Source organism: Sphingopyxis sp. YF1 (assembly GCF_022701295.1).
Lineage (GTDB): Bacteria > Pseudomonadota > Alphaproteobacteria > Sphingomonadales > Sphingomonadaceae > Sphingopyxis.
The window spans coordinates 1,265,618-1,282,755 of sequence record NZ_CP033204.1 but is presented as its reverse complement, the minus strand read 5'-3'; the positions used below and the strand labels follow the sequence as shown (position 1 = coordinate 1,282,755).

14 protein-coding genes are annotated in these 17,138 nt (G+C 65.6%); 5 read left to right on the top strand and 9 right to left on the bottom strand.

Annotated features, from left to right (window positions below; translation table 11 throughout):
- Positions 1-101 precede the first annotated feature (101 nt).
- Entirely contained in the window at positions 102-926 is an 825-nt protein-coding gene (rlmJ, locus tag EAO27_RS06255; RefSeq protein WP_242778329.1) for a 23S rRNA (adenine(2030)-N(6))-methyltransferase RlmJ, read from the top strand.
- A gap of 154 nt (positions 927-1,080) precedes the next feature.
- Here rlmJ and EAO27_RS06250 read toward each other — a convergent pair whose 3' ends face one another.
- Both EAO27_RS06250 and EAO27_RS06245 read right to left on the bottom strand, forming a co-directional pair.
- Positions 1,081-3,492 (bottom strand): TonB-dependent receptor, encoded by a 2,412-nt coding sequence (locus EAO27_RS06250; protein ID WP_242778326.1) that lies wholly within the window; start codon positions 3,490-3,492, stop codon positions 1,081-1,083.
- Between the two features lie 137 nt (positions 3,493-3,629).
- Positions 3,630-4,502 carry an alpha/beta hydrolase gene (locus EAO27_RS06245; protein ID WP_242778323.1) on the bottom strand — a complete coding sequence of 291 codons (873 nt, stop codon included), beginning with the start codon at positions 4,500-4,502 and terminating at the stop codon, positions 3,630-3,632.
- A 78-nt stretch (positions 4,503-4,580) separates the two neighbouring features.
- Between EAO27_RS06245 and EAO27_RS06240 the strand changes: the two genes are divergently transcribed.
- Together EAO27_RS06240 and EAO27_RS06235 are read left to right on the top strand one after the other, a co-directional pair.
- Complete coding sequence (locus tag EAO27_RS06240) at positions 4,581-5,300, top strand: SDR family oxidoreductase (RefSeq protein ID WP_242778320.1); 720 nt, start codon at positions 4,581-4,583, stop codon at positions 5,298-5,300.
- A gap of 79 nt (positions 5,301-5,379) precedes the next feature.
- On the top strand, positions 5,380-6,012 hold the full coding sequence (locus EAO27_RS06235; RefSeq protein WP_242778317.1) for a TetR family transcriptional regulator: 633 nt from the start codon (positions 5,380-5,382) through the stop codon (positions 6,010-6,012).
- Between the two features lie 58 nt (positions 6,013-6,070).
- On the opposite strand, the gene EAO27_RS06230 is transcribed toward EAO27_RS06235, so the two are convergent.
- Genes EAO27_RS06230 through EAO27_RS06210 form a run of 5 tightly spaced genes read right to left on the bottom strand, consistent with a single transcriptional unit; the run spans position 6,071 to position 11,582 of the window.
- Positions 6,071-7,234, bottom strand: a complete 1,164-nt coding sequence (locus tag EAO27_RS06230; protein ID WP_242778314.1) for a transporter — start codon at positions 7,232-7,234, stop codon at positions 6,071-6,073.
- Positions 7,234-7,632 (bottom strand): zinc ribbon domain-containing protein, encoded by a 399-nt coding sequence (locus EAO27_RS06225; protein WP_242778311.1) that lies wholly within the window; start codon positions 7,630-7,632, stop codon positions 7,234-7,236. Before EAO27_RS06225 ends, EAO27_RS06230 begins: the two co-directional genes overlap by 1 nt.
- Before the next feature lie 2 nt (positions 7,633-7,634).
- Positions 7,635-8,855, bottom strand: a complete 1,221-nt coding sequence (locus EAO27_RS06220; protein WP_242778308.1) for a cytochrome P450 — start codon at positions 8,853-8,855, stop codon at positions 7,635-7,637.
- 10 nt (positions 8,856-8,865) lie between these two features.
- Positions 8,866-10,365, bottom strand: coding sequence for an AMP-binding protein (locus tag EAO27_RS06215; RefSeq protein WP_242778305.1), 1,500 nt, complete (start codon positions 10,363-10,365; stop codon positions 8,866-8,868).
- A gap of 38 nt (positions 10,366-10,403) precedes the next feature.
- Positions 10,404-11,582, bottom strand: a complete 1,179-nt coding sequence (locus EAO27_RS06210) for an aromatic ring-hydroxylating dioxygenase subunit alpha (protein ID WP_242778302.1) — start codon at positions 11,580-11,582, stop codon at positions 10,404-10,406.
- A gap of 144 nt (positions 11,583-11,726) precedes the next feature.
- Here EAO27_RS06210 and EAO27_RS06205 point away from each other — a divergent pair, with 144 nt between their 5' ends.
- Together EAO27_RS06205 and EAO27_RS06200 are read left to right on the top strand one after the other, a co-directional pair.
- Positions 11,727-13,343 (top strand): GMC family oxidoreductase N-terminal domain-containing protein, encoded by a 1,617-nt coding sequence (locus tag EAO27_RS06205; protein WP_242778299.1) that lies wholly within the window; start codon positions 11,727-11,729, stop codon positions 13,341-13,343.
- Between the two features lies 1 nt (position 13,344).
- A complete protein-coding gene (locus EAO27_RS06200; protein ID WP_242778296.1) occupies positions 13,345-14,349 on the top strand; it encodes an acyl-CoA dehydrogenase family protein in 1,005 nt (334 codons plus the stop codon).
- A 102-nt stretch (positions 14,350-14,451) separates the two neighbouring features.
- Here EAO27_RS06200 and EAO27_RS06195 read toward each other — a convergent pair whose 3' ends face one another.
- Together EAO27_RS06195 and EAO27_RS06190 are read right to left on the bottom strand one after the other, a co-directional pair.
- Positions 14,452-15,657 (bottom strand): acyl-CoA dehydrogenase family protein, encoded by a 1,206-nt coding sequence (locus EAO27_RS06195; RefSeq protein ID WP_242778293.1) that lies wholly within the window; start codon positions 15,655-15,657, stop codon positions 14,452-14,454.
- Between the two features lie 4 nt (positions 15,658-15,661).
- The gene (locus EAO27_RS06190) at positions 15,662-17,074 is read right to left on the bottom strand and encodes an aldehyde dehydrogenase family protein (RefSeq protein WP_242778290.1); all 1,413 of its coding nucleotides are present in this window, start codon (positions 17,072-17,074) and stop codon (positions 15,662-15,664) included.
- Between the last annotated feature and the right edge of the window lie 64 nt (positions 17,075-17,138).

Here is a 17,138-nt window from a genome sequence, read left to right as displayed (position 1 = left end):
GACGCTATACGGGCACCGGATTGGTTGCTTGCATTGCCTCGCGCCCGGTTTCCGCGCCCAGTCGTTCGCATGAAGGCAGATCGCCAGGATCTTGAATAACAATGAATTATCGTCATTCCTTTCATGCTGGCAACAGCGCCGATGTCGTGAAGCACAGCCTGCTGATCGCCCTTGTGCGCGCCTTGCAGCAAAAACCGGGTGCGCTGACACTGATCGACACCCATGCCGGCTGCGGGCTCTACGACCTTGGCGGCGACGAGGCGCAGCGCACCGGCGAGGCGACGCACGGCGTGCTCCGCGCCTTTGCCGACACCAATCTCTTATTGGACGACTATCGCGCCGCCGTGCAGGCTGTGAATGCCGGGGCCGAGCCACGCCTCTACCCCGGCTCGCCGCAGGTTCTGGCGCAGCTTTTGCGCCCGCAGGATTTCCTGATCCTCAACGAAAAACACCCCGACGACGCCTATACGCTACGCGGCGCAATGCGCGGCATACCCGCCGCGGTGCACCAGCGCGACGCCTACGAGCTTTGGCTGGCGCTGCTGCCGACGCGTACCCCGCGCGGCGTCGTGGTGGTCGATCCGCCGTACGAACAGACCGACGAACGCGTGCGCATCGCTGCTACCCTTGCCGCGGCGCACCGCAAATGGGCGCATGGCGTGACGGTGATCTGGTATCCGCTGAAGGACCGCGAGACGCATTGGCGGTGGAAGCAGCAATTGCGGAAACTCGGCATCCCGAAGTTTCTGGTGGTCGAGCATTGGCTGTACGATAGCGATCAGCCCGGCGTCTACAACGGCGCGGGCCTTTTCATCGTCAACCCGCCCTACGCCTTCACGCAGGCGCTGCCGCCTCTGCTGGAAGCCCTGCGCACCGCGCTGGCGCCGGAGGGACACCGGGGCGAGATCACAACCGACTGGTTGTAAAATACACCCTCATCTTCCCCTTCCCCCAAAGGAGGATCGGCAGCTTCCCACCCCGAACCGGCCTCTCCGTCCCGGTTTGATGACCGGGCCGCCAACGGCAGAAAGGCGCCGTTCTGATCCGAACGGCGCCCTTCCCATCCCGGCCGGGATCGGTTCAGAATTTGAATCCGACCTCGACATAGATTTCGCGCGGATTGTCGACGAAGGCCGACATGTCGGCGAGCACGCCGGGAGTCCCGCCCGCAAACGGAATGTCGTTCGCCGCGGTCACCACCAGCTTGTCGGTGAGGTTGCGGCCGATGAGCCCGATCGTCCAGCGGTCGTCGGGACCGTTGACGCGCAGCGCCGCATCGATCTTCGTATAGGCCTTTTGCACCGCGTCGGGGCGCAACGTGTCGGTGTAATTATATTTGCCGGTGTAGCTGACGTCGCTCGACAATTGCAGCGTCCAGCCCGAATCTGTCAGCGGCATGTCGTAGCTGGCGCCGATCCGCCCCGCGAAGCGCGGCGCCTTCGGCGGCGTGCGGCCGTCGTAATTCTGGCTGGTGCCCGAAACCAACGTACAGCCCTGCGCCGCGGTCTGACCGCCGTAGCACTGGCCGATATAGTCCTTGTATTTGGCGTCGTTGAACGCCGCCGCCCCGCGCAGCGAAAAACCACCCGAGCGCCAGTTGAAATCGCCCTCGATCCCCTTGACGCGCAGCGTACCGGCGTTGGCGACGACCTGACCAATAGTGACCGGGTCGAAATTCTGAACCTGAAGATCGAGATAATCATAATAATAAGCCGTCGCATTGAGCGAAAGCGCACCGTCCATCAGGATCGCGCGGGCGCCGACCTCCCCACCGCGTGCGCGCTCGGCGCCGTACTCGCCCGCCGCGACGGTCGCCGCCGGGGTCAGCGTCTGCGAGATGTTGAAGCCACCCGATTTGAACCCTTCCTTGTAGGCGGCATAGAAAGTCAGGTCGCGCGACGGCTTGTAACGCAACGTCACCTGTGGCGAGACATCGGTCTCGCGGTAACGATCGTCGAGGCGGAGCCCGGCCGGAAACGCGCCTGCGAACGCGACATGCGCGGGAAGCGAGGCCTGAAAACTGTCGCGCGATTCATAGCTCCAGCGCGCACCGCCCGCCAGTTCGAGGCTGTCCGACAGATTGGCCGTGACCTCGCCAAACGCCGACATCGAGCTGCCGGTGAACCCGTTGTCGCGCTTGAAGGTGGTATAGGTGTTGGCGACGGGGCTGATCGGCACCGGAAAGATATAAGCATCGGTATTGAAGATGAACTTGTTGCTCGACGCAAAAAGCCCGAACAGAACGTTGACCGGACCGTCCCATTTCGACTGAAAGCGCAATTCCTCGGCGGTCTGGCGATAGTCCGCAAGCTGCGAGAAGCTGGCCGGATAGGCTTCGCCCGACACATTGTTGAGGTCGGTCTGACGGAAGCGGTAATAAGAGGTGATCGAGGTGACGTCGAACACGTCCGACGTCAGCGTCGCGGTGAGAATGGCATAGCCCGATTTCAGGCGCGAATACATGTGGCCATCGCCGGCATAGCGGAAGTTGGCCTGCGCGACCGCCAGCGGCAGCGTCGAACTGTCGGCGCGACCATCGACACGGCAGTCGGCATTGGGGCTCGGGGGAATTCCGTTCGCCGGGAAGGGCGTGGTACGGCCACCGCCGCAGATGCGTTCGAGAATGTCGGTCGGTCCGCCGTCCTTCTGGTCGGTGTAACCGGTCTTGACCTGGAAGCTCAGATTGTCGGCCGCATCCCATTCGACCGTCGCGCGGCCGCTGTAGGTCCGGCCGCCGCCGCGATATTTGCTGTTGCGGTGACGCTCCATGCCAAGCGGGTCAATGTAAGTCGCCGCGGCGGTGTTGGTGAAGGCCCCCTCGCTGTCCGAAACACGAAACGCGAGGCGTGCGCGCAGCCCCTCGGCGAGCGGACCCGAGATATAGCCTTCGCCATATTTTTCCTTCGCCTCGAAGCCATAGCCCGCCTTGAAGCCAGCCTCGAACACGTCGCGCGGGTTGTTGGTCGACACGGCGATCAGGCCGCCGGTGGCGTTCTTGCCAAAGAAGAGCGCCTGCGGCCCCTTGAGCACTTCGATGCGCTGGACGTCATATTGGCTGAGGCTGATTTCGCGGCCGCGGCTCATCGGCATGCCGTCGACGACAAAGCTGACCGACTGGTCGAAGCCCGCGCTGAGCGCGGTCGAGCCGACGCCGCGGAGAAAGATGCTGGCCGACGACCCCGAGGCCGCCTTGCCCGCGACCATCGTCGGGACGAGCGACGCCATGTCGCTGAATTCGGTAACCGCATAATTATCGAGCTGCGCGCCGCCGAGCGCGGTAATCGCCACCGGCGCATCGATGAGGCGCTCGTCGCGACGGCGCGCGGTGACGATGATCTCGCCTTCTGCCGGAGCGTCGGCACCCTCGTCCGCGGCGACCGGCGCGGTCCCGGCCGGCGCCTGGGCCCAGGCCGGAACGGCGAGCCCTGCCGCCACGACGATCGAGGTCAGATAAGCATGACGAATAGCGCGAAACGAAGCACTGCGATCCATGACGGTCCTCTCCAAAAAGCAGGCCATCACCCGCGGCCTTGATCATTAACCTACGCTCATTAGATTTAATGTCAATCGAGAAAATTAACGGCGTAAGGTTTTGGAGATTCCGAATTTTTCAGTTCATATATAGTTAGTTATGGCAACACCTGGATCGCATTTGCGTGCAGAACGCGTTTGGCGAAATCGACGACTCCGTCGTTGAACGCGTCGTTGCGATCGCCCGCGACCATATGCCCCGCCCCTTCGACATCGAGCAGTTCGAGCCACGGCACCTGCCGGCGGAAGGCCGCGATGCCCGCATCGCCGACGACGTCGCTCGACAGGCCGCGCACGAGCAGCACCGGGAGGTCGGGCAGCGTTTCGAGCACGCGCGCGGCGCGCTGCACATCGCCATGGTGGACATGGGTCGCCGTGTCGATGATCCGCGGATCCCAGTGCCAGCGCAGCCGCCCGTCGGCCCCGGTGCGCAGATTTTTCCTGAGCCCCTGCCCGTCGGCCGCACGACGGCGTTGCGGATTATAGGCGGTCACCGCCGCGACAGCCTCCTCGATCGTTGCGAAACCGTCGGGATGCCCCTGCATGAAGCCGATGATGCGGTCGATGCCCTTCGCCTCGGGCTCGGGCACGATATCGACGAGGACAAGGCCGGCGGGTCGCAGGCCGCGATCGACCGCGACGATCGAGGTCGCGCCGCCGAGCGATGCGCCGACGAACAGGAAGGGCACCGCGAGGCCGGCCGTGATTGCCGCAAGATCGCCGGCGCGGTCGGCCAGTGCATAGGCGCCGTCGGGCGACCAGCCGCTCTCGCCATGACCGCGGGCGTCGAAATTGATGACCTGCAGCCCTTCGGCGAGCAAGCTGTCCACCGCGCGGCTCCAGCTGTGCCGCGTCTGACCGCCGCCGTGGAGCAGGATCACCGCGGGTGCCGCAGCATCGCCACCGCGGTCGGCGACCAGCTCGACCCCGTCGCGCGCGACAAAGACGGTCCGCTGCAAGGGCTGGGTCATCGGTTTCTTCTCCTGCTTGCCAAGTGCCTGCGCACAGCATTATCTAATAATAATAGTTTTACAAACGGGAGAGATGACATGATCCGGTTCGACTTCGCTGGCAAGCGCGTGCTCGTGACCGGCGGCTCGCAGGGGATCGGCCTCGGCATCGCCGCCGCCTTTGCCGACAGCGGCGCCGACGTGGTGATCAGCGGGACGCGGGCGACCGCGGCGGATTATGACGAGGACCTCGCGCGCTTCACCTATGTGCAGGCGCGCCTCGACCGGCCCGGCGATCGCGCAGAGCTGGCCGGGCGCGTCGGCGCGATCGACATCCTCGTCAACAATGCCGGTCAGTCGCATCCACGCGAATATGAGATGGCGGGATATGGCGAGGTCATCGAGGTCAACCTCAACGCCGCGGTCGAGCTCTGTTACCTCTTCCACCCGGTCCTCCGCGAACGCGCGGGGACGATCGTCAACATCGGGTCGTGCGCCAGCTTCATCGCGATCGGCTATGCGCCCGCCTATACGGCGAGCAAGACCGCGCTGCTCGGCTTCACGCGCGCGGTCGCCGACCAGTGGGCGCGCGACGGCATCCGCGTCAACCTGGTCGCGCCCGGCTTCATCGCAACGCGGATGACCGCCGAAGTCCGCGACGACGAACGCAAGCACGGCGCCATGCTGCGCGCGATCCCGGCGCGCCGCTTCGGCACGCCGGGCGAAGTCGCCGCGGCGGCGCTGTTCCTCGCCTCGCCGCAGGCGTCGTACATCACCGGCCAGAGCATCGTCGTCGACGGCGGGCTGATGATCCGCTGAGCGGACAAAACCTTCTTCTTTTAGGCTGGCCCTCGGCGGCGCGCGCTGCCATGAGCGGCGAAGGCAAGAGGAAAATATCGTGGCACGACCGTCCAAACCCCTGATTTCGCGCAGCGGCGCCGCCGAGGCGGCGCTCGCGGTGATCGACGAATGCGGGCTCGAGGCGCTGAGCCTGGGGCTCGTCGCCAAGAAGCTCGGCGTGCGCCCGCCCTCGCTCTACCATCATTTCAAGGACAAGTCCGAACTGCTCCAGGAAGTCGCGCGCATCATGCTGGTACGCATGCCGGTGATTGCGGCGACCGGCGAGACGTTCGAGGAACAGATGATCGCGCGCTGCGTCGCGACGCGCCGCAGGCTGCTCCAGCATCCGCATGCGGCGCCGCTGATCCTACGCTATTTTCCGCGCCACATGCTGCTTGCGGCCTACGACCGCGCCGCGGCCGACGAGCCCTATCCGACGACGGTGCAGATGGTCGTGATCGATGCGGTCGAGAAATACACCTATGGCGCCTCGCTGTTCGAGGCATCGGCGCGCGCGCGCGGGGTCGAACCGATGCCGCCGGTCGACGGCCAGAAATATCCAAAGCTCGCGCAGGCGATCGCCGACAATCCGTTCGACGACGAGCAATTGTTCGTCGAATCGCTGCGCAGCTTCCTCGCCGGGGTGAAGGCGCGGCTGGCGAATGACAGCGTCGGCCAGCCGCTCGCCTAACGTTTGCCAGGCCAGGTGGGCTCAGCGGCCCACCCGGAAAACTTGGCCAGGCAAAAATCTAGAACGCGTTTGCGAAGATCGCCGAGCTGACCGTCGGCGCGCCGGGGCCGCCCGCGAGCAGGCAGGTTCGCGCGCCGGGCACCGGATTGGCGGATTCGCCGCGGAGCTGCTTCACCGCTTCATAGGCGGTGCCGATGCCGTGGATGAAACCCTGCGCGAAATTTCCGCCGCCGGTGTTCACCGGGAGCTTGCCCGTCGGCGCGATCAGATTGTCGAAGCGCACCACTTCGGCGACATTGTCATAGGTGCAGAAGCCGTGGTCGATCAGCGACGCGACGCCCTGCGCGCTGAAATTCTCGTAGAGCTGGACGACGTCGATGTCAGCGGGCGACAGGCCGGTGTCGGCGTAGAGGCGCCGCGCGATCGGGCGGAAACCCGCGGTCGGATAGAGCGCTGCGTCGTCATTCTCGAGCAGGTCGCCCCACCCCTTTTCGGCGCCGTTGGCGCAGCCGAGCAGATAGACCGGCGGCTTTGCCAAATCGCGCGCACGATCGGCCGAAACCATCAGGAAGGCGGCGGCTCCGTCATTCTCGCGGCTGCAATCGAACAGGCGGAAAGGCTCGGCGATCCAGCGCGACCCGCGCATCGCGTCGAGATCGAGTTCGGTATCGTGCGCGATCGCCTCCGGGTTGCGCGCGCCGTGGTAATAGGATGCGCGCACCAGTTCCTCGGCGACCGCGCGCGGTACGCCATGATGTTCGTACATGCGGTTGGCGCGGATCGCGCAGACCTGCGCCGGGGCGACGATACCCGCCGCGAGCATATGGTCGTTGAGGTGGTGCGCCATCACCGCCGCCGACAAGCGGCCGCTCGATCCCTCGACAAGCGCGCGGAAGACGATGACCGCACTCGCCTGCCCCGACAGGATCGCAGCTGCGGCAAGCCCGAAGGCCCCCGCGATGCCGCCCCCGCCGCCGCCCCAGACGACGCTCGACCATTTGAGCTCGCGTGTGCCGAGCGCGGGCATCAGCCGCACCGGCTCATTCTTGTCATCGCCATAGGAGACGAAACCGTCGACCTCGGCCGGATCGAAGCCCGCGTCGGCGCAGGCGGCAAGGATGGCTTCGGCGAGCACGCCCTGTTCGGGGAGCGGCGAGGCGCCGCGCCGGTACTGGCGCAGGCCGACGCCCGCAACCGCGGTGGTTCCGTAAAGCGGGTGCATCAGCCGCGGCTCCAGATGATCGTGGGAATATCGCGGTCCCCGACGCGCGTCGCGCCGATGCGGCCGGCGATCGCCTCGCCGATGACCGGATCGATCCGGTCGGGATCGTCGAGGCGGCCGAGCAGACGGATGCCGCAATCGTCGATCGTCGCGACGATCGAGACGAACGGCAGGTCGAGGCTTTCGGTGAAACCGAAGCGGTGCCAGGTGCGCGTCCATGAAAAAACCGTCGCCGCCATCGCGCGTTCGATCCACGCAATATCCTCGCAGCCGCATGCGCCGCAGCGGCTGATCGCCGGCCACAGCCAGGTTTCACAGCCGCCGCAGCGCGGGAGCAGCAGGCGGCCTTCGGCGAGGCCGTTCCAGTAAGGCGCGTCGGCGCCGTCGTTCATGTGCATGATCAGGCCGCCACCGTCCACTCGATCGGCAGCGTGTCGAGCGCCATCACCGTACCGATCCGGAAGGCGTGCCGCTCGCCCGGCACCGCGCGGAAGGCCGGGATGCGCTTGACCCATTCCTCGGTCAGGATGCGCAGTTCGGCGCGGCCGAGGACATGCCCGACGCACAGGTGCGGCCCCGACGAGAAGGTCAGGTGCGCGGCCTTGCGGCGGTCGAGGTTGAAGGCGTTGGGCGCATCGAATTTCGCGGGATCGCGGCTGCCGAGGCATAGGATGTTGAGCACCATCTCGCCTGTCCGAAATTGCGCCTCACCGATCTGCTGGTCCTTCACGACGAGCCGCGGGGTGTTGACGACGCCATAGAGGCGCACCGCTTCGTCGACGAAAGCCGGGATCAGCGACGGATCGGCAGCGAGCCGCGCCTGTACGTCGGGCATTTGCGCGAGCTGCTGGAAAGCGAAGCCGGTGACGTTGGTGACCGTGTCCATGCCGCCCAGGAAGAGCACGAAGCTCATCGCGAGAATCTCGTCATCGCTCATCGTCCGGCCGTCGACGTCGACGCTGATAAAATGCGACATCAGCTTGTCGTCGGGCGCCGCCTTCTTTTCCTCGATCAGCGCCTTCATCTCGCCGAGGATCGCGGCGCTGAGCCGCCCCATCTCGGCCTCGTCATTCTGCGCCGAGAAAAAGGCTTCGGCGAGCGCGCGGAAATCGCGGAGGCGCGACAGGTCCATCCCCATCAGTTCCATGAAGACGCTGACGGGGAAAAGTTTCGACACATCGGCCTGAAAATCGCATGCCCCCCTCGCGGCGACGGCCTCGACGAGTCCGGCCGCCCATTCGCGGATGCGCGGTTCGAGCGCCTTGATCGCGGTCGGCCCGAACATCGGCATCATCGCCTTGCGATACGGCAGGTTTTCGGGCGGATCGAGGCTGAGCGGAATGAAGAAGGGCGGATTTTCGACGCGCGGAATCTGCATTTCCCGAACCGAAAAATGATCGGGGTCGAGCACGACCTTGCCGATCGCGTCGAAGCTCTTGACGATCCAGTGCCCGCCATTGTGCCGCGTCCAGAAAATGTCGGGCGCACCGGCAAGCGCGGTCGCATAGCTGCCCTGAACATCCTCGCCGATGCGCGGATCGGCATAGATGTCGAAGTCGAAGACGAGATGCGCGGGGATATGCGGCGGCACGGGGGCAGCCGCCAGCGGGGCAGCGGTCATGTCGGGTTCCTCATCGCACACGCTCCATCGTCTCATGTGCGCCGGCATAAAGCTCGCGCACCGCGGGTTTGGACAATTTTCCTGTGGCGAGCCGCGGCAGCGGCTCGGGCGAAAAGGCGACGTAGCGCGGCACCTTGTAGTTCGAGAGATTGGTGTTGCAGTGATCGATCAACGCCGCGACGTCGACCTCGGCCGCGGCGTGATAGACGACGAACGGCGTCTCCCCGAACTTGGGATCGGGCGCGGCGATCGCCAGCGCCTCGACCACGCCCGGAAATTCGCACACGACACGCTCGACCTCGGCCGCCGAAATGTTGAGCCCGCCCGAGATGATCAGGTCCTTCATCCGGTCGACGAAGGTCAGCAGGCCGCGTTCGTCGCGGATGCCGATGTCGCCCGACCAGAGCCAGCCGTCGCGGATCGCCTTCGCGGTCTCCTCAGGATTGCGCCAATAGCCCTGCATCATGCCGGGCGAGCGCATGACGATCTCGCCCGGCTCGCCGGGGTCGCAGTCGCTGCCGTCGGGACGCAGCACGCGCACCTCCATGAAGATACCGCCCCAGCCGCATTTTTCGGGCTCGTCCATCGCGAGATGCTCGGGCATCATCGTGACGTTCCCGCCGACCTCGGTCTGGCCGTAGATCTGGCGGATCGTAATCCCCTTTGCCTTCCAGACGTCGAGCAATTGCCGGCTGACGCGCGCGCCGCCCGCGGTCGCGAGGCGGATCGACGAAAGGTCGGCGTCGGCGAACCCCGGACAGCGCGCAATCGCCTCGAAGAAGGTCGGCACCGCACCGAAGCAATTGATCTTCTCGTCCTGCAGCAATTGCAGGATCGCGTCGGGGACGAAAGCGGGCTCCATGAAGATGGTGCAGCCCTGCATCGTATAGTGGATGAGCTGGACGAAACCCGCCGAGGTATTGAGCGGCGCGAGGCTGATCACGCGCGCGCCCGGCGACGAGGAGGTTTCCTCGAGCGACCAGCAGGCGGCATAGACAGTCATCGAACGGTTGGTGAACACCACCCCCTTCGGCTTTGCCGTCGAACCGCTGGTCGCGATGATCACCACCGCCGCGTCGGGCTCGGGATCGTGTGCGACGGCGGCGGTGTTCCCGTGGCGCAGCGCTTCGACCTCGGCCATGGCGCGCGGCGAGAGCCCCGCCGCGGTCACATTCGCTGCAAAATCGGGTGCGGCAAAGGTGAAGCGCGGCTCGGTCGTCTCGCACAGTTCGCGAATCTCGCGTGGCGTGAACCGGAAATTGACCGGGTTGACGATCCCGCCGGCGCGGATGATCCCCATGATCAGCGCGCAATAGGCCAGGCTGTTGGTCGAACAGATCGCGACGCGATCGCCGGGTTGCAATCCATCGGCCTCCAGCATCGCGGCGATCCGGTCGGACCACGCCTTGTAATCGGCATAGCTCAGCCGGTCGCCGCCGAGCACCACCGCGGGCTGCTCGGGGCGCATCCGTGCCCACCAGGCCAATGCGCTCGATAGCGTCTGCGCCATTCAGTCCCTCTCCATCCGGTCTCTCGCCGGTTTACCGATCACAGCAGCGCTTCGATCGCCTCATAATAGCGGACGATATTGCTCTCGAGCCCGCAATAGACGGTTTCTTCCGGAACGCCCGCCTCGAGACCCTGCTGACTGATCTCGGCCGCCCGGAAATCCTCGCCGCCAAAGACGCCCAGAATCAGTTCGTAGGAGCGCGCAAACACTTCCTCGGCCTTGGGCGTCGTCGCGGCTTCGGGCGTCAGCATGAAATATTCGACCGTCGTGCGACCGGGCGCGCGAGGTATCAGCAGCATGACGCTGGTATAATATTGGCTGGTGATCACGACGCAGTTGGGAAAGGCCGTATAGGCGTGGGTCACGAGCTTGTGGACGTTCGCCGATGGATCCTCGTCGAGCATTTCGGGGACATAGCCGATGCGCCCCGAAACCTGCCGGATGCTCGGCCCGAACATGTCGACGATGTTCGGTGCGTCCTGAAAGCGGTCGCCGATCGACGCCGCGTGGAGCCGCTGGACATGATATCCTTCGAGGAAGGGTTCGAGGACGACCTTCCAGTTCGCCTTGAGGTCGAAGCTCTTGCGACCATAGACATGCGCCGCTGCAATCCCGAGCGCCTCGAAATCCTCGGCCACCTGCGGCGAGAGCTGCGACCAGTCGGCGGGAATGGCACGATTGAGCTGGACATAGACGATGCCCCCCCATTCGCGCGCTTCGAGCTCGACCAGCCCGCGCTTGCCCTTGTCGAAATTCTCGAAGGCCTCACTGCGCGACACGCCGATCAGCTTGCCGTCGATACCATAGGTCCAGGCATGATAGGGACAGGTGACGCGCGCCTGCTTGTGGACCGCGCAATCCTCGATAAGCTTCGAGCCCTTGTGCTGGCAGGCGTTGACGAACGCCTTGATCGCGCCGTCGCGGGTGCGCGACACGAGCATCGGAAAGCCGTAGCTGTCGTTGGCGACGATGCTGCCGGGTTCGAGCAGCGCCGAGACGGTGACCGGCACCGGATAGCGGCGGAAGATCTTTTCCTGTTCGAGGTCGAAACGCGCCTGCCCCGTGAAAATCGCATTGGGGCGGGTCGCGCCGAAGGGTATGACGACGGCATCCTTTTCGGCCGGAATCTTGCGGATCGCCTCGATCTGGCTGGGGGTCAGCTCGGCCAGCGTGGTCACCTTGCGGGCGGGGCGAGCAACTTCTGCAACTTCGCGCATATCGCCAATCCTCTCCTTGTCGTTGCAGACACCCTATTCCACCCTTTACCTAATAACAATAGTTTTTTATGACGGGGTCGTCGATCGATAGCGAACGACGCGAGAAACCGGAAAAAAAACCTGGAATATCAAAGGGAAGAGGCGATGCAATTCGATTATGTCATATGCGGCGCCGGGGCGGCAGGATGCGTGCTCGCCTATCGCCTGTCGGAAAATCCCGCGATCCGCGTCGCGCTGATCGAGGCGGGGCCGCGCGACCGCCATCCCTTTATCGCTATGCCCAAGGGGCTGGCAAAGGTGATGCAGGATTCCAAGCATCTGTGGGTCCATATGAGCGAACCCGAGGCGTCGACCGCGGGCCAGTCCGAAGCCTGGGTGCGCGGGCGCGTGCTCGGCGGGTCGTCGTCGGTCAACGGCATGATGTATGTGCGCGGCCAGCCCGCCGATTTCGACGCGATCGCCGAACAGTCGAGCGACGACTGGAGCTGGACGCATATCGGCGCGGCCTATCGCGCGTTCGAGAATCACGAACTGGGCGCCGACGAAACGCGCGGCGACGCGGGGCCGATGAAGATTTCGATGCCGACGCAGCGCCTGCCGATCAGCGATGCGCAGGTCGCGGCAGGCGAAGCGATGGGCTGGACGAACAAGCGCGACGTCAACGCGCCCGACGATCAGGTCGCAATCGGCTATGCCCCGCGCACGATCTTCAAGGGCAAGCGCCAGAGCGCCGCACAGGCGTTCCTGCGCCCCGCCGAGAAACGCCCTAACCTCACCGTCTTGACCGACCGCACCGTCGACCGCGTGATCTTCGACGGCACGCGCGCGGTCGGGGTCGAGGTGCTGCACAATGGTGCGCGCGAGACGATCGACGCCGCGCATGAGGTGATCGTCTGCGGCGGCGCGATGGCGAGCCCCGCGATCCTCGAACGCTCCGGCATCGGCGACAGCGCGCGTCTCGCCGCGCTGGGCATCCCGCTCGTCCATCACAATCCCGAGGTCGGCGAAGGGCTGATCGAGCATCGCGGCATCATCATGCAATGGAAGCTGACCAAGGAGGCGCTGTCGCAGAACCGGGTCTTCGGCGGCTGGCGCCTGCTGCTCGCGACGCTCAAATATTATCTCACCGGCGACGGCCCGATGTCGGCGGCGGCATACGAGATCGGCGGCTGGTTCAAGACGCGGCCGGGGCTCAACCGCCCCGACGCGCAGATGCTGATCGCGCCGTTCAGCTTCGACATGGCGACGCAGCGCACGCAACTCGAAAAACATCCCGGCATGAATGCAGTCGTCTATCCGCTGCGCCCGACCTCGCGCGGGAGCATTCATATCGCGACGCGCGATCCCGACGCCGCGGCGAGCTTCAAGCCCAATTACCGCGCGACCGAAGAGGATCGCGCCGCGATGACCGGCGCGGTGCGCGTGATGCGCGATTATGCGAAGCAGGCGCCGCTGGCGGGCATGATCGCCGAAGAGACAATGCCCGGTCCCGCCTTCGACGGCGATGCCGAGATCATGGACGCCTATGACCGTTTCGGCACCTGCGGCTATCATGCGGTCGGCAGTTGCCGGATGGGCAAGGATGACGCCTCGGTCGTCGATCCGGCGCTGCGCGTCCGCGGCACGCAAGGGCTTCGCGTCATCGACACGTCGGTGATGCCGGTGATACCGTCGGGCAACACCAATGGCCCGACGATGGCGATGGCATGGCGCGCCGCCGACGTCATCCGGCGCGACGCGCCGCAAGCGAAGGCGGACTGAGATGGAATTGAAGGATGCCCTCGCCGCACGGTTCGACCGGCTGAAGTCCGGTGACGACGGCTGGCAGGCACTGGCCGATGCGGGCGTACTCGGCCTGCCCTTCGCCGAAGCGCATGGCGGGCTGGGCCTGCCGCCGCGCGACGGCTTTGCGGTGCTGGAGGTGCTCGGACCGAGGGCGATCGCCCTGCCCTATCTCGAATGCGTGCTGCTCGCGGGCATCCTGCTCGACCGTGCGGGCGGCGATGCGGCGGCGCGCTGGCTGCCGCGCGTCACCGCGGGCGAGGCGAAGCTGGCCCTTGCATCGATCGACGACCGCGAGCCCGCGCGCGCGGCGATCGACGCCGCAGGCTGGCGCCTGTCGGGCGGCAAGCTGCTGTCCATCGGTGCAGCCGAGGCCGATGCGGTGATCGTGACTGCCCATACCAACGACGGTCCCGCCGCCTTCCTGATCGAACGCGAAGCACTGGCGATGAAGGCCTATCCGACGATCGACGGCCGCCGCGCCGCCGACCTGCTGCTCGACGATGTGACGGTCCCGGCCGACGCGCGACTGGCGGTCGAGCCCGAAGATATCGCAGACATTCTCGATCTGGGCGCCGCCGCCATCGCCGCCGAAGCGGCCGCGATCATGGCGCGGCTCGTTGCCGATACGCGCGATTACTGCGTCCAGCGCGAACAGTTCGGGAAAGCGATCTCAAGCTTTCAGGTCGTGCAGCACCGGCTGGTCGACATGCATATCGAGGCACGCCGTGCCGCTGCCGCCGCGGCGCTGGCTGCCGACGCGCTCGACCTCGATCCGGCCGGACGCACGAAGGCGATCAGCGCCGCCAAGGTCACGATCGCCGACGCCGGGCGCTTCGTCGGGCAAAATGCGGTGCAGTTGCACGGCGGCATGGGCATGACCGAAGAGCTTCCGGTGTCGGCGCTGTTCAAGCGGCTGACGGTGATCGAAAGCGAATATGGCACGCGCGACGAGCATCTGGCGCGCTACATGGCGCTGGGCTGAGCCTAAACAGGCTCGTCATTGTGAGCGGAGCGAAGCAATCCAGGGCGGTTTGCGCCTAATCTGGATTGCCGCGTCGCCTTTGGCTCCTCGCAATGACGAGCTTTAGAGACCCAGTTCCGCCTTCGCCAAAATCCCGCGCTGGATCTCGTTCGTCCCGGCGTAGATGCTGCTCGCGCGTTCGTTGAGGTAATGGAGCGGCGCGATCGCCTGCCACACGTCGCCGCTGCAATAATCGTCGAGAATGTGGCCGGGGATCGGACCGCCGGGCATCGCGATGCCGGGCTGGAATGCGCGGGCGAGCGGCCCCGCGGCATCCAACGCGAGTTCGGTCACGCGCTGCTGCAATTCGGTGCCGAGGATTTTCATCATCGAGGCATCGGCGCCGGTCGGCGCGCCCGCCGACAGGCGCGAGAGGATATCGCTTTCGAGCCGGGCGAGGATATCGCAGCGGATGCGCGCTTCGGCGATCCGCACGTCGAGCAACGTGCGCGCGGGGCCCGCCGGCTGCGCCGCGACCTGCTGCGCCAGTTCGTCGAGCGCGACCTCGATCTCGGGCGCATAGGCGCTGCCGCCGCGTTCGAATTCGAGCAGATATTTGGCGACCGTCCAGCCATTGTCGATTTCGCCCAGGACATTCGCGACCGGCACACGGACATTGTCGAAGAAAATCTGGTTCTGGATATGCTCGCCCGATGCCATGATAATCGGGCGCACTTCGATCCCCGGCGACGTCATGTCGATCAGCAGGAAGGTGATGCCCTGCTGCTTGCGTTCGGTCTTCGTCGTGCGGACGAGGCAGAAGATCCAGTTCGCGACGTTCGCGTGCGTGGTCCAGATTTTCGTGCCGGTGCAGACAAGGTCGTCGCCGTCGCGCACCGCCTTCATCTGGAGCGCGGCGAGGTCCGACCCCGCGCCGGGTTCGGAATAGCCCTGGCACCAGAAATGCTCGCCGTTCAGCATCCGCGGCAGGAAGAACGCCTTTTGCTCGTCGGTGCCGAAGCCGATGATCGCGGGGCCGCACATCTTGATCCCCATCGGCGACACCGGCGGCGCGCCGGCGCGGACGCGCTCGCTCGCGAAGATATGGTGCTGGACGACGCTCCAGTCGCAGCCGCCATGCTCCACCGGCCAGGCGGGCGCCGCCCAACCCTTGGCATGCAGCTTTTCCTGCCAGGCCATTTGCGATTCATGGTCGGCATAGACCGACGTCATCAGCTTGCCCGCGCGGCGCAGCTCGGGCGTCAGCTCGGCGGCGAAGAAAGCGCGAACCTCTTCGCGGAATGCCTCGTCCTGCGCGCTGAGCTGCATCGGATCAGGCCGCTTTCGGAATGAAGATCGCCTTGGGGCGGGTGAATTCGAGCAGACCCGGCACGCCATTCTCCTGACCGAAGCCCGACTGCTTCGCCCCTGCAAGCGGGGTGAAGGGTGTCGACTGGAGATTCTGGTTGATCCAGACGGTGCCGGTGTCAAGCCGGTGCGCGATCGCTGTCGCCGCCGCGACGTCGCCGGACCATACCGCGCCCGCAAGACCATATTCGGTGTCGTTGGCGCGCGCGACGACATCGTCGATGTCGGTGAATTTCAGGAGCGGCAGCACCGGCCCGAACGCCTCTTCGACGACGACGCGGCTGTCCTCGGGCGGATTGTCGACCAGCGTCAGCGGCACAAAATAGCCTTGATCGGGCACCGAACCGCCTTCGAGCAACGTCAGCCCGTTCGCACGCGCATCATCGAGGAGCGCGAGCACCCGGCGATATTGCGGCTCGTTCTGGATCGGGCCGTAACGATTGCCCTGCTCGGCCCCGTCGCCAACCGGCAACTCCCTGGCGAGCTGATGCAGCCGGTCGCGCAGCCGGTCGTAGATGTCGGCATGGATGTAGAGCCGCTTGGTCGCGACGCAGACCTGCGCCGTATTGTGAAAGGCGCCCTCGAACAACTGCTCCGCCACCGCGTCGACATCGACGTCGGGCAGCACGATCGCGGCGTCGTTGCCGCCGAGTTCGAGCGTGATGCGTTTCAGATCCTTCGCCGCCGATTCCATCACGCGGCGCCCGGTCGCGGTCGAACCGGTGAAGCTGATCTTTGCAAAGCCCGGATGCGCGGTCATCAGCGGGCCGAGCGCATCGCCGCCGCTGATGATGTTGATGACGCCGGCCGGAAAAATGTCGCGGACCAGTTCGCCGATGCGCAAGGTACAGAGCGGGGTGAAGGGCGAGGGTTTGAGAACGAGCGTGTTCCCCGCCATCAGCGCCGGGCCGATCTTCCACGATGCGAGCAGCACCGGGAAATTCCACGGAACGATGCCGCACACGACCCCCAGCGGGACATGATGCACCTCGATCCGGCGCGTGTCGCTGTCTTCGGTGACGTCGACGGGGATGTCGAGCATCGTCGTCGCCTTCATCCACATCGCGGCGCCGAGGATTTCCATCTTCGCGCCGGGAAGCGGACGCCCCTGTTCCTTGACGAACAGCGCGGCGAGTTCGTCGGCGTGCGCCTCGATCGCCTCGGCGGCCTTGACGAGGCACGCCTTGCGTTCGGCTGGCGACGTATCGCGCCAGCCGGGAAAGGCGCGGGCTGCAGCGGCGACCGCGGCGTCGAGATCGGCGGCGGAGGCGTCGGGCGCCTGCGCGAATACCGCACCCGTCGCGGGATTGCGCACGTCGAGGGTGGCGGCCGCCTCCACAGCGCGGCCGTCGATCGTCATCGGGAAATTGCTGCTCATAACCTCTCCACCTCTTGCCAGCGCGCCTTGATCGGGCATGGCTGTGCGTTGCTGCCTTTACAAA